Origin of the sequence: Bacteroides sp. AF25-5LB, assembly GCF_003602965.1 — a bacterium.
Taxonomy (GTDB): domain Bacteria; phylum Bacteroidota; class Bacteroidia; order Bacteroidales; family Bacteroidaceae; genus Bacteroides; species Bacteroides uniformis.
This window is the reverse complement of the sequence record NZ_QTMC01000018.1, coordinates 87,025-100,297: the sequence shown is the minus strand read 5'-3', so window position 1 is coordinate 100,297 and position 13,273 is coordinate 87,025. Positions and strand designations below refer to the sequence as shown.

Sequence of the window (13,273 nt, the reverse complement as noted above, 5' to 3'; positions counted from 1 at the left end):
CCGGAAATCATCCGCCTGGCGGCTGTCATCAACAAATGCCGCAGTTATTTTGACTGTCTGCTGGCACATACGGGCCAGAATTACGACTATAACCTGAACGGTGTCTTCTTCCGCGACCTGAAGCTGAAAGACCCCGATGTGTATATGGATGCCGTCGGCGATGACCTCGGTGCCACGATGGGGAATATTATCAACGCCGGCTACAAGCTGATGGTGCAGGTGAAACCTGATGCCGTGCTGGTGTTGGGAGACACGAACTCCTGCCTGAGCGTGATAGGCGCGAAACGTCTGCATATCCCCATCTTCCATATGGAGGCAGGCAACCGCTGCTTTGACGAGTGCCTGCCTGAGGAGACCAACCGCCGTATTGTGGACGTCATTTCCGATGTGAACCTCTGCTATTCGGAGCATGCCCGCAGATACCTGAACGCTTCGGGCGTGGCGAAAGAACGTACATACGTAACCGGTTCGCCCATGGCGGAAGTCCTGCATGAGAATTTGTCCGAAATAGAGTCCAGCGATATTCACCAGAGATTGCATCTCCAGAAAGGTAAATACATCCTGCTTTCCGCGCATCGGGAAGAGAACATTGACACGGAGAAGAACTTCCTGTCCCTTTTCAAGGCGGTTAACGCTATGGCCGAGAAATATGACATGCCCATACTTTACAGTTGTCATCCCCGTAGCAGGAAACGTCTGGAATCAAGCGGCTTTGTACTTGACAGTCGTGTGATTCAGCATGAACCTCTCGGTTTCCACGACTACAACTGCCTGCAGATGAACGCCTATGCCGTTGTGAGTGACAGCGGTACCCTGCCTGAGGAGAGCAGTTTCTTCACTTCTGTGGGGCATCCTTTCCCTGCTGTATGCATCCGTACGAGTACGGAGCGTCCCGAGGCTCTTGACAAGGGTATCTTTGTCCTTGCCGGCATTGACGGGAAATCCTTGCTCCAGGCTGTAGATACTGCCGTGGAGATGAATAGGAATGAGGACGATGGTCTGCCGGTGCCCGATTATACGGATGAGAATGTATCGGCTAAGGTTGTGAAGATAATTCAGAGCTATACGGGAGTGGTGAACAAGATGGTCTGGAGAAAATTCTGACTGCTGGGATGAACATTCTTTTTTTGACAATATCCCGTATCAATGGCTTGGAAGAGCGTGGCATCTATACGGACCTGATGCGTGAATTTATCAGGAACGGGCATGCCATGTATATAGTATCTCCTTATGAGCGGAGATTCCATCAGCCTACCGGAGTCATGGAGAACGGCGGTGCAAGAATATTGAAGGTAAAGACACTCAATATCCAGAAAACGAATATTGTGGAGAAGGGGATTGGCACTTTATTGTTGGAAAGCCAGTATCTGCATGCCATTAATAAATACTGGCGGGATGTGAAGTTCGACCTTATTCTTTATTCCACTCCTCCCATCACCTTCAATAAGGTAATCCGAACCTTGAAAAAACGCTGGAATGCTAAAACCTATCTGATGCTGAAGGATATTTTTCCGCAGAATGCGGTGGATTTGGGTATGTTCTCCAAGAAAAGTTTTCTTTATAGGATGTTCAGGGATAAGGAGGAAAAACTTTATGAATTGTCAGACTTTATCGGTTGTATGTCACCTGCCAACTGTGAGTATGTGTTGAAGCATAATCCTGCCATTGATACGGCAAAGGTGGAAATCTGTCCGAACAGTGTGAAGTTGCAGGAAAGGTTGAAAGGAGATAGGAAAGAGGGTGAACTGCTGAAAGAATTGAATATTCCTGCATCAAAAAGGATTTTCATCTATGGGGGTAATTTGGGAAAGCCCCAGGGGATAGATTTTTTATTGAAGGTGATTGAGGAGAATAAAAAGCGGGATGACTCGTATTTTGTAATTGTAGGTAGTGGTACAGAGTATATGAGGGTTAAATTATGGTTTGATACGCACTTGCCCCAAAACGCTTGTCTTCTTGCTGCATTGCCGAAAGCAAAATATGATGAATTGGTGAGCTTGTGTGATGTAGGCTTGATATTTCTGGACAAGCGGTTTACGATACCCAATTTCCCATCGCGTCTGCTTTCGTATTTGGAATGTAGGATGCCGGTGTTAATGGCTACGGATGTGAATACGGACATCGGACGGATAGCTGAAGAAAGTGGTTTCGGTCTGTGGACAGAGAATGGGAATATAGATACTTTTATGGAGATGATTGAGTTTATGGTAGAGGATGATAAACGAATGAAAGAGATGGGAGAAAGGGGGTATAGATTTTTGTGTGAGAATTATACTGTAGATAAGAGCTATAAGGCTATAATGAAGCATTTTTGAGAGTATGTATAAACATGGTTTGAAAAGAGTGATTGATTTCATTCTGGTCTTTATTGTATTGGTTGTTATCTGGCCCATTTTATTACTTATTACTATTTGGTTGCATTTTGCCAATAAAGGTGCAGGAGCATTCTTTACTCAGGAGCGTCCTGGAAAGGATGGAAAAATATTCCGTGTGATAAAGTTTAAAAGTATGACGGATGAGCGGGATGCAGAAGGCAAATTATTGCCGGATGCCAATCGGCTGACCAAAGTGGGACGTTTCGTGCGCTCCACTTCGATAGATGAGTTGCCACAGTTGCTCAATGTCTTGAAAGGTGATATGGCGTTGATCGGTCCTCGCCCCTTAAGAACTTATTATTTACCTTTATATTCTAAAGAGCAGATGAGAAGGCATGAAGTACGTCCAGGTATAACTGGTTGGGCACAGATTAATGGAAGAAATAACTTGAGTTGGACAAAAAAGTTTGAACTGGATGTTTGGTATGTGGATCATTGTTCTTTTTCTTTAGATATGCAAATTGCATTTGCTACAATAAGAAAAGTTTTTATTAGGGAAGGAATATCAAGAGAAGGAGAGGCTACTACTGTGCCTTTTAATGGGCATAATTGAAAGAAATGAATATGAAAAGTGTTATTATTGGTGCAGGTACTTATGGCGAAGTCTATTTGGCTTATCTTCAAGAAGCAGGTATTGAAATTGTAGGTTTTTTGGATGACAATCCTAGGTATATCAACCAAAAGGTATGTGGTATTCCTGTGTTGGGGGAATTGGATTTTCTTGCATGTTTGAAAGATAAATATGATGTTGAAGCTGTTTATTGTCCTTTAGGAAATAATAAATTGCGGGTTGAAATATTAAAACGTGCGTTAAGTCTGGGATATGAGGTTCCTAATTTTATTCATTCTACAGTATGCTTATCTCCAAATGTTGAAATAGGAAAAGGTGTTTATATTCTTTTGGGGGCTCATATCATGCCATACACAAAAATAGAAAACTTTGTAATGATAAGTATGGGAGTAAATGTTGCTCATCATTCTATATTGCACGAAGGTACTTTCCTTTCTACGGGAGTGAATTTTGGTGCATCAATTATTGCGAATAAATATGCATATATTGGCATTAGTGCTACTATAATGACTGGTGTACATGAATTAGGAGAAAACTGTCTTATTGGTGCTGGTGCCGTAGTTATTAAGGATGTACCCCAAAATGCTATAATGGCAGGAATACCTGCAAAGGTTTTAAAATATAAGGAATAGATAATTTGCATTCCTAATGATTGTTGTGAGATTAGGTAAGTTGTTGCGTTGGTTATTTGTGCCTTATTACCTATGGTGTAAATAGCCTTTCTTTTTATACTCTTACTTTTCTATTTATCGTTTTCTTTTAATCACATACTTTTATGGATAAGAGAATTTATCTTTGCCTCGCTCACATGAGCGGCAAGGAAATGGGCTTCATACAGGAAGCCTTCGATACCAACTGGGTTGTTCCTCTCGGCCCGAATGTGAATGCCTTCGAGCAGGATTTGGAACGCTTCGTGGGTCAGGGCAAGAAGGTAGTGGCCTTAAGTGCAGGTACTGCCGCTGTGCATTTGGCTCTGCTGGCTTGTGGAGTGGGGAAGGGCGACGAAGTGATAGTACAGAGCTTTACCTTTTGTGCCTCTTCCCATCCGGTGACCTACCTCGGTGCTACTCCGGTATTCGTGGATTCTGAGGCTGATACCTGGAACATGGACCCGGTTCTTCTGGAGCAGGCTATCAGGGAGCGTATCGACAAGACCGGCCGGAAGCCCAAAGCGATTGTTCCGGTGGCTTTGTATGGAATGCCCTACAAGACAGACCAAATCATGTCGGTGGCAGATAGATATGATATTCCGGTCATAGAGGATGCTGCCGAAGGCTTTGGAAGCAAGTTTGACGGGCAAGTCCTCGGAACTTTTGGCAGATACGGTGTGCTTTCATTCAATGGTAACAAGATGATAACCACCAGCGGTGGCGGTGCCCTAATTTGCCCGGATGAAGAGTCCAAGCGTGAGATAATGTTCTATGCTACCCAGGCCCGTGAGTCCTATCCCTACTACCAGCATGAGCGTATAGGCTATAATTATAGGATGAGTAACATTTGTGCGGGTATCGGCCGCGGCCAGATGACGGTGGTGGATGAGCACATAGCGCACCATAAGCATCTGTGCGGTCTGTATCGTGAGCTGTTGGCCGATGTGGAGGGAATCACGCTTCATGAGAATCCTTCCGGATGCTATGACAGCAATTATTGGCTGAACACGGTACTGCTTGACGAGAATCTGCATGTGAAGGGTGAGGAAGATGCCTACCGTGAGACTGTGAAAGGTGCCGTGGGTGGTGCTGCGGGTGTTACGCATGAGTCGGTGAGTGCCCATACCTCTTGCGAGCCCAACCGTAATGTAGAGGCCATGCGTATTTGCTTGGACAGAGCTGGTATCGAGAGTCGTCCCTTATGGAAGCCTATGCATCTTCAACCGGTTTATGCCGCTAATCCTGCCTATGTGAATGGTGTCAGTGAGGGTTTGTTCAGGCGTGGTCTTTGCTTGCCGAGTGGTCCTTATGTGACGGATGAGGATGTGAGATACATAGTGAATGAAATGAAGGAGAGTATACTATGAAATCTACATAGTATCAATTTTTTATGAACTAATTTCAGAAAACAGCTTCAGTGGGGCTGTTTTCTTTGTTTATAGGCATATTTGAGATGGGTACCGAGAATCTTCTCTGACTTTGGGGGATGTCCATAATGTGATCCTCTGTGATAGAGAGTCATAGTTGTGTGTTGCCACTCTTACTTGAATAACCGTTCTTTGGTGGTGAATAATAACCAATAAACGTTTATCGATTATGGCAGTAGTAGCTTATTTAAGAGTAAGTACAGAAAAACAGTTTTTAGAGAATCAGCGCGAGGAAATTATACGCTTCGCGGAAAAGAATGGGTTGAGTATCGACAGATGGTACATGGAGACGGTCAGCGGAAAAGTGAGTAGCAAAGAGCGTAAACTGGCGGGCTTGTTGGATCGGATGAAACCGGGAGACTCCTTGATTATAACGGAGATTTCGCGGCTTAGCCGGACACTGCTGGAGATAATGACCATTCTTAACTCCTGCATCAAAAGGGGAGTGGTGCTGTACAGTACCAAAGAGGGGTATGTGTTCCAGAATGACATCAACAGCAAAGTGCTGGGATTTGCTTTTGGACTGATGGCCGAGATAGAGCGTAATCTGATTTCCATGCGCACCAAAGAAGCCTTGGAACGACGGAGGAAAGAAGGAAAACATCTGGGCAGGAAGAAAGGGGACACACCCAAAATGAAGATACTCTATGCGAACAAGAGGAAACTTGTGAGGGAGCACCAAAGAGGAGAGTCGTGTGCTGAGCTTGCCCGGCAGATGGGAGTGTCACGGACTACGATGTTCCGTTTTCTGAGACACTATTGAGCAATTCAGCTAAACGAAGGTGTCAAAGGTGGGATTCCTTTTGACACGCTTCGTGTGGGCTACTTATTCGGCTGATACTTCTTTCTTTTCCTTCCACTCTTTCCCGCGCTTGTGCAGGTTTTTCAGCTCGAATGACAGCATGATACGGAAGAAACCTATAATCAGGAATGCAAACGAAATCATGTACACGGCGTAAAGGGCGCCTACTGCAGGTTGCCACAAGATGATGAGCGAGCAGATGACGGCAAGAATACCGAAAGCAACATACCATCCCCAGTCTCTTGTCCCGTATCTTTTGAGGTCCATGGCATAGCCTACGGATGAGAAGCCGCGGAACATCAGCCAGAAGGCGATGATGAACGGAATGACTTCCATGCTGAGCATCGGGTAGGCTATCAGGTAGAATCCCAGAATCATGTCGATGATACCTCCAGCCAGATACCATCCCCAACTGGATACCCTTCTACGGTTACTTACTGCAAAGGATATTTCCAGCAGACCGCTGAACAACATGGAGACGCTGAACAGAATGCTCAATACCGCATACCCGCTGAGGGGGGAGAACATCAGGCTTATAGCCACTATTACATAAAGAATACCAAGAATGAGTGAAATCCACCAATTCTTTACTTCCTGCTGAAGTTCGTCAAAAATAGTTTTCATGTGAATTTAATTTTTTAAGTGATTATCATTAATTCGTCTGTAGAATAACAGTTTATCCGGAAAAAAGTTTCGGGTGAACTTTTTCTGTATGTAATTTGTTATGTATACATATAATTTGATAAAACTATGGCTACAACAAAATTTAAAGGACAACCGGTAAAGGTTATCGGTGAATTTATAAAGGTGGGCTCTGTTGCCCCCGATTTCGAATTGGTAAAAACAGATTTGTCTTCATTCTCTTTGAAGGAACTGAACGGGAAGAATGTTATTTTGAATATTTTCCCCAGCCTTGACACTGGTGTGTGCGCTACTTCTGTACGTAAGTTCAACAAACTGGCTGCCGGCCTGCCCGATACGGTAGTGTTGGCAATCTCCAAGGATTTGCCTTTTGCACATGCACGTTTCTGTACAACGGAGGGTATTGAGAATGTGATTCCTTTGTCTGATTTCCGTTTTTCCGATTTTGATGAAAACTACGGGGTACGCATGGCCGACGGACCGCTTGCAGGTCTACTGGCGCGTTCGGTAGTGGTTATCGGCAAAGATGGTAAGATTGCCTATACGGAATTGGTACCTGAAATTACGCAAGAACCTGACTATGATAAAGCTATTGCAGCTGTAAAGTAGAAAGTTTGGATTTGGGATAAGCAATAAAAAGCGGTGGACAGAATTTATCATGCTGTCCACCGCTTTTTTATTATCATACCGTTTTCTTTTTTATTTCTTCTTCATGCCTTTATAGATGAAGAATGCCACGATGAGTACGCCGATGCCGATAAATACATAACCTATCTCATGGCTGTATTCCGTTACTTTGGCAAGCAGCTGTTCCTCGTTCTCAATGCCGGGTACTGTGGACAAGTAATAGCCGATAAAAGCCAGGATGGAATTCCAAAGGCCTGCACCCAAGGTGGTGTACAGCAAGAAAGTTCCCAGCTTCATGCGTGCCAGACCGGCAGGGATGGATATCAACTGGCGAACAGCAGGTATCAGGCGGCCGACAAAGGTTGATACGGCTCCATGCTTATCGAAGTATTCCTCCGCATGTTGCACTTTGGCTTCGTCGATGAGGCACATGTGCCCGAAACGGCTGTTGGCAAACTTGTAAATGATGGGGCGTCCCAGCCATTTTGCCAGATAGTAGTTTATCAATGCTCCGATATTTGCCCCTATGGTTGCAAACAATACCACCAGATATATGTTCATGTTGTCATTGTTGGCGGCTTTCCAAGCGGCAGGAGGGACTACAACTTCCGAGGGGAAGGGAATAAACGAACTTTCAATGGCCATCAATAAAGTGATGGTCCAGTAATTGAGGTGGTCGAGACACCATTGGATAAAGGCTACTGATTCCATTTGCTAGATTAGTGGTATATAATTACTGTTATTGTAATGCATTGAAAATATTCTTCATCACTAGGGCCAGCTCTTCCTGATTATCTTCTTGTAGTATCTGCTGTAATCTATCCAGCTCTTCCAGCCTGAACGGATGTTCGCACAGCTGGTTGTACTTCATGAAGTTCTCCTTGTCTTTGAGCAACATATACAGAGAAGTCAGCCTTTCGTTGATACCTTCAAAGTCCGGCTCCATCTCTTTGACATGTTCAAAGGCCAGCTTGGCATAGCTCAGTTGTCCTATTTCCATGCTACACATGCCTATTTCGTGCCAGGTATCTGCATAGGGGGCATACTCTAAGGCTTTGGCCCATCTCTTCACACCTTTCTCATACTCACCTTCTTCCATGTAGATGCGCCCCTCAATCAGGTACGGGTCTATCTCTTCGGGTGCCAAGTCGTATGCTTTTTTACAATATTGGTGGGCTTTGCGCTTTTTTCCCATCTTGTGCAGGCATAGGGCCGCATTGGCATAAAGGGAGGGCAAGGCGAAGTCATGGCTGTCTTCGGCCGTTATGGCTTTTTCCAGATAGTCGTATCCTTCTTTCCACTCTCCTTTGGAGGTTTTGTTCAGGCCGATGAAGGTGTTGATGAAACCGTGGGAGACGAGATGGAACTTTTCGGCTTGCAGGTAGTTTTCCATGGCACTTTCCTCATTTCCCAATTGGAAGAAGGAATGTCCTTTCATCAGGTAGGCATCGGCAAACTCGTCATCGGCCACCGTGGCATAGTCGCATGCTTCGATTGCTTTGTCGAACATCTGCTGGTCAAAGTAGCAACGGGCCAGTCCAAACCAGTAAGGAGCCGAATACGGATTCTTGTCAATCAGCTTATTGAAGAAGAAGGTGGCTTTTTCAAACAGTCCCTGGGCATAGTAACAATCGCCGGTGACGGCAAGGTAGGCTTCTTCTTCGGCATATTTTTCGAGTCCGCGCGTCAGCCATGTCAATGCTTTTTCCGGGAATCCCATGTCGATGTACATATAGGATACATCAACGATATTGGCCAGGTCGTCCTTATCGTCTATGCTGTCGAGTATCGCTTCTGCTTCTTCTTCTTTGCCTTCGCCCAACAGTAGGTTGGCTTTCAGCACTTTCACTTCGGAAGATTCTTCGGCAATCCGTTCCAATATATCCTTGGCTTGCTCTTTATGCTGGGTGTCGAGGAACAAGTATGCCTGTTCCACCAGCAGAGCCGTATTATCCGGATGTATTCCCAAGCCATACTCTACGACCTCGGTAGCCATGGCATATTTATGATGCACGGCATACCAGTCTGCGAGGTCGGCTAAGTCGTCTGCGTCCAGATAGATGGTTCTGTTCTCTGCTTTGGCAGCTTCATATTGTTCTGCCATTTCTTGCAGTTCTTTGTCTCTTCCGGACAGCAGGTTTTTTTTACTCATATTCTTATTTATTGATTTTACCCCAAACGTCTTTCAGACCTACAGTACGGTTGAATACCATTTTTTCTGGCGTAGAATCTTTGTCAACATTAAAATAACCGATACGTTGGAACTGCAGGTAGGAGAGGGGCTGCATGCCGGCAGCGTACTTCTCGATGTAGCAGCAGGGCAGCACATTCAGGGAGTCGGGGTTGATCATTTCTTTCATGGCTGTCAGTGCGTCGCAGTTCTTCGCTTCGCGGATGGCGGCAAGCTCATCGCGCGGGTTCTCCACTTTCCACAGACGGTCGTAGAGACGTACTTCTGCTTCGAGGCAGTGGGCACAACTTACCCAATGGATGGTGCCTTTCACCTTACGGTTGGCTCCGGGCAGACCGCTCTTGGTATCAGGGTCATATTCGCAATATACTTCGGTGATTTCACCGGCGTCGTTCTTCTTGCAGCCGGTACACTTCACGATGTACGCGTTCTTCAGACGTACCTCTTGTCCCGGTGTCATGCGGAAATATTTCTTCGGAGCATCTTCCATGAAGTCGTCGCGCTCCATCCAGAGTTCGCGGCTGAATTCGATGACGTGGTTGCCTTCTTCGGGATGCTCGGGGTTGTTGACGGCTTCCATCTCTTCCACTTGCCCTTCGGGATAGTTAGTGATGATAAGCTTCACCGGATTCAGTACGGCAGATACGCGGGTGGCGCGGTCGTTCAAGTCCTCGCGCACGGCGCTTTCCAGCAGGGCGAATTCATTGAGCGCATCGTAGGTTGTATATCCTATTTTGTCGATGAACTTATGAATGGACTCCGGAGAGTATCCCCTACGGCGGAAACCGCAGATAGTCGGCATACGGGGGTCGTCCCAACCGTTTACCAAGCCTTCCTTGACTAGAGTCAGCAGGTTGCGCTTGCTCATCAGCGTATAGCTGAGGTTCAGTTTGTTGAACTCATACTGATGGGGGCGGTTATCGTCGAGGTCTTTGCCTTCCTTCACCCAGTCCACGAAGAGATCGTAGAGTGGACGGTGGGGCACAAACTCCAGTGTGCAGAGCGAGTGTGTCACGCCTTCGAAGAAGTCGCTTTGCCCGTGGGCGAAGTCGTACATCGGATAAGCCTTCCAAGTGGTGCCCGTGCGATGGTGCGGATGCTTCACTACGCGGTAGATGATAGGGTCGCGGAAGTGCATGTTGGGGCTTGCCATGTCTATCTTGGCGCGGAGCACCATGGCACCTTCCTCAATCTCGCCGCTGTTCATTTTCTGGAACAAGTCCAGTGTTTCTTCGATAGGACGGTTGCGGTAGGGACTTTCCACACCGGGCTGGGTGGGAGTTCCTTTCTGGGCGGCAATCTGCTCGGAAGTCTGTTCGTCGATGTATGCTTTGCCCTCTTTGATGAGGCGGATAGCGAAGTCCCACAATTGCTGGAAATAGTCGGAAGCGTAATATTCGTTACCCCATTTGTAGCCCAGCCACTGGATGTCTTCCTTGATGGCTTCTACATATTCCACATCTTCTTTGGTGGGGTTGGTGTCATCGAAACGCAGGTTGCAGACACCGCCGTGTGCGGCGGCAATACCGAAATCAAGGCAGATGGCCTTGGCGTGTCCGATGTGGAGGTAACCGTTTGGTTCGGGCGGGAAGCGTGTTTGTACTTTTCCCCCGTTTTTACCTTCTTTCAAATCGTTTTCTACTATTTGCTCAATGAAGTTCAAGCTCTTTTTTTCGCTTGTTTCTTCGCTCTTTATTTCTGCCATAATGTTACTATTTTCGTATCGTGGGGACAAAGATAGGGTAAAAAAATGAAGAATGAAGAATGAAGAATGAAGATTTATTCGTTATGTACCGGGATATATCCGCTCTCTTTGATGATTTTCTGTCCTGCGGCAGACAAGATGAAATCGAGCAGAGGGGCTACGACCGAGGCGTTTTTTCGGTTATAATAATAGTATAGCGGGCGTACTATCGGATAAGTCTTATTGATGGCATTCTCCAGCGTGGGAGCGGCATAATGCTGCCCGTCGTATGAAACGGCGAGTGTCTTGATACGCGGTGATACATAGGCTAGACCCACATATCCGATGGCTCCGCGAGTTTGGCTGACGGATTGGATAATGGCTCCCGTGGCAGGCATGGAGAGACTGCTGCTCATGTAGTTCTTGTTTTTCAGTACGCTTTCCTTGAAGAACTCGTAGGTACCGGAGGAAGTCTCGCGGGAGTAGACTACGATTTTGCGGTCGTCTCCGCCCACTTGCTGCCAGTTGGTGACTTTGCCCCGGAAGATATCTTCCAGTTGTTGGCGGGTCAGTTGTTTCACTGGGTTGGAGGGGTGGACCACTACGGCAAGGGCATCGTAGGCGATGGGAACTTCTGCCAAGTCTTCTCCGGCGGCTTTGGCCTTCATCTTTTCGCTGAACTTGATGGCGCGGGAAGCCATGGCGATGTCCGTGGTCTGGTCCAGCAGGGCTGAAATACCGACACCGGTTCCACCGCCGGTCACGGTGACACGGGCAGAGGGGTTCAGGGGCATAAAGCGTTCGGCGGTCTGCTGCGCTATGGGGAGCACGGTGTCGCTGCCTTTGATGCGTTGCGCCTGCATGCCGGTGGTGGCAGCTGCCAGGGCGAGGAGTAGGAGTAATTTTCTTGTCTTCATAAAACACATGGTGCAAATTGGGTAAACACATGATGCAAATTAAGGTAATGGATATTACAAATGTGTTACATGGAATGTGCTTTGGGCCGTTGTAACAGTTTTGTAACACCTTTGAAATATTTCTTTCAAACGTTAGTCACACTGCCTTAACATCCGGCCCGTTCCTTTGCATACAGAAATCAATAGGCAACATGAAAAAGATTTTTGAGAAGATTGTAGAAGGTATACTGGCTTGTAGCGGCTTTGTGACGAGCCTTACCATCGTACTTATCGTCGTGTTCCTCTTTTCCGAAGCGCTAGGCTTGTTCAGCAGCAAGGTGATAGAAGAAGGGTATGTATTGGCTTTGAATAAGGAGAATCGGGTGGGCGAACTGACTCCGGCACAGATAAAGGATGTCTTTGATGAAGAGCTGACAAACTGGAACGAAGTGGGAGGGGAGGACCTTCCTATCCGCCTTTTCCGTTTGGAGGACATCACACTGTATTATACGGAAGAGCAGTTGGGCGCTTCCTACGAAAATGCAGGTGCCTGCATTACGGAGCTGGTGGAGCGTACGCCTGGCATTATAGCCTTTGTACCGCAGCAATTCATCGTCCGTCCAGACTCGGTGCATCTGCTGAAAGACAACACCATTTCGGTGAAGGACGTCTTTGCCGGTGCCGAATGGTTTCCCACGGCAACACCTGCTGCGCAGTTCGGCTTTTTGCCGCTCATTACGGGGACACTGTGGGTCAGTCTGTTTGCCATCCTCTTTGCATTGCCGTTTGGTCTGTCGGTGGCAATCTATATGTCGGAGGTAGCCAATTCCCGGGTAAGGAATCTGCTGAAGCCCATCATTGAGTTGTTGAGTGGCATACCGTCGGTGGTCTACGGCTTTTTCGGCTTAATTGTCATTGTGCCGTTTTTGCAGCAGGTGTTCAACTTGCCGGTAGGCGAGAGCGGGCTGGCGGGCAGCATTGTGCTTGCCATTATGGCGTTGCCCACCATCATTACGGTGACAGAAGACGCGATGAGGAATTGTCCCCGCGCCATGCGCGAAGCCAGTCTGGCACTGGGAGCATCGCAATGGCAGACTATATATAAGGTGGTGATTCCTTACTCCATTTCGGGCATCACCTCCGGAGTGGTGTTGGGCATCGGCCGTGCGGTGGGCGAGACGATGGCTGTGCTGATGGTGACGGGCAACGCCGCCGTCATTCCCCATACCATCCTGGAACCGCTGCGCACCATTCCGGCAACGATTGCCGCCGAACTAGGCGAAGCGCCTGCCGGCGGAGCTCACTACGAAGCATTGTTCCTGCTGGGTGTCGTGCTGTTCTTCATCAGTTTATTGATAAACTTCACGGTGGAAGCAGTTTCGCCAAGACGAAAATAAAAGAAGGTAGA

General features: G+C 47.1%; 13 protein-coding genes. 8 read left to right on the top strand and 5 right to left on the bottom strand.

Going from position 1 to position 13,273, the window contains the following annotated elements; all coding sequences use genetic code 11:
• The 6 genes from DWY57_RS17310 to DWY57_RS17285 form a co-directional block, all read left to right on the top strand.
• On the top strand, window positions 1-1,104 hold a 1,104-nt coding region (locus DWY57_RS17310; RefSeq protein ID WP_133302462.1), incomplete at its 5' end, for a UDP-N-acetyl glucosamine 2-epimerase.
• A gap of 8 nt (window positions 1,105-1,112) precedes the next feature.
• A complete protein-coding gene (locus DWY57_RS17305) occupies window positions 1,113-2,315 on the top strand; it encodes a glycosyltransferase family 4 protein (protein ID WP_119962145.1) in 1,203 nt (400 codons plus the stop codon).
• A gap of 4 nt (window positions 2,316-2,319) precedes the next feature.
• Entirely contained in the window at window positions 2,320-2,928 is a 609-nt protein-coding gene (locus DWY57_RS17300; RefSeq protein ID WP_119962144.1) for a sugar transferase, read from the top strand.
• Between the two features lie 11 nt (window positions 2,929-2,939).
• Window positions 2,940-3,578: an acetyltransferase gene (locus tag DWY57_RS17295; protein WP_016274357.1), complete on the top strand. Its 639-nt coding sequence runs from the start codon at window positions 2,940-2,942 to the stop codon at window positions 3,576-3,578.
• Between the two features lie 143 nt (window positions 3,579-3,721).
• Complete coding sequence (locus DWY57_RS17290) at window positions 3,722-4,963, top strand: aminotransferase class I/II-fold pyridoxal phosphate-dependent enzyme (RefSeq protein WP_119962143.1); 1,242 nt, start codon at window positions 3,722-3,724, stop codon at window positions 4,961-4,963.
• Between the two features lie 229 nt (window positions 4,964-5,192).
• Complete coding sequence (locus tag DWY57_RS17285; protein WP_057089503.1) at window positions 5,193-5,786, top strand: master DNA invertase Mpi family serine-type recombinase; 594 nt, start codon at window positions 5,193-5,195, stop codon at window positions 5,784-5,786.
• A gap of 63 nt (window positions 5,787-5,849) precedes the next feature.
• Here the strand turns inward: DWY57_RS17285 and DWY57_RS17280 are convergent, their stop codons facing one another.
• Window positions 5,850-6,449 (bottom strand): DUF308 domain-containing protein, encoded by a 600-nt coding sequence (locus DWY57_RS17280; RefSeq protein WP_005831320.1) that lies wholly within the window; start codon window positions 6,447-6,449, stop codon window positions 5,850-5,852.
• Window positions 6,450-6,575: 126 nt separating this feature from the next.
• Here DWY57_RS17280 and tpx point away from each other — a divergent pair, with 126 nt between their 5' ends.
• Window positions 6,576-7,076, top strand: a complete 501-nt coding sequence (gene tpx / locus DWY57_RS17275; protein ID WP_005831317.1) for a thiol peroxidase — start codon at window positions 6,576-6,578, stop codon at window positions 7,074-7,076.
• Window positions 7,077-7,166: 90 nt separating this feature from the next.
• On the opposite strand, the gene DWY57_RS17270 is transcribed toward tpx, so the two are convergent.
• The 4 genes from DWY57_RS17270 to DWY57_RS17255 all read right to left on the bottom strand — a co-directional run bounded on the left by DWY57_RS17270 (window position 7,167) and on the right by DWY57_RS17255 (window position 11,886).
• Complete coding sequence (locus tag DWY57_RS17270; RefSeq protein ID WP_005831315.1) at window positions 7,167-7,805, bottom strand: DedA family protein; 639 nt, start codon at window positions 7,803-7,805, stop codon at window positions 7,167-7,169.
• A gap of 28 nt (window positions 7,806-7,833) precedes the next feature.
• Window positions 7,834-9,246 (bottom strand): tetratricopeptide repeat protein, encoded by a 1,413-nt coding sequence (locus DWY57_RS17265; RefSeq protein WP_057089505.1) that lies wholly within the window; start codon window positions 9,244-9,246, stop codon window positions 7,834-7,836.
• Window positions 9,247-9,250: 4 nt separating this feature from the next.
• Complete coding sequence (locus tag DWY57_RS17260) at window positions 9,251-10,990, bottom strand: glutamine--tRNA ligase/YqeY domain fusion protein (protein ID WP_005832304.1); 1,740 nt, start codon at window positions 10,988-10,990, stop codon at window positions 9,251-9,253.
• A 74-nt stretch (window positions 10,991-11,064) separates the two neighbouring features.
• Window positions 11,065-11,886, bottom strand: a complete 822-nt coding sequence (locus DWY57_RS17255; protein ID WP_119962142.1) for a PstS family phosphate ABC transporter substrate-binding protein — start codon at window positions 11,884-11,886, stop codon at window positions 11,065-11,067.
• A gap of 191 nt (window positions 11,887-12,077) precedes the next feature.
• Between DWY57_RS17255 and pstC the strand changes: the two genes are divergently transcribed.
• Window positions 12,078-13,262, top strand: coding sequence for a phosphate ABC transporter permease subunit PstC (gene pstC, locus DWY57_RS17250; protein ID WP_119962141.1), 1,185 nt, complete (start codon window positions 12,078-12,080; stop codon window positions 13,260-13,262).
• The last annotated feature ends 11 nt before the right edge of the window (window positions 13,263-13,273 follow it).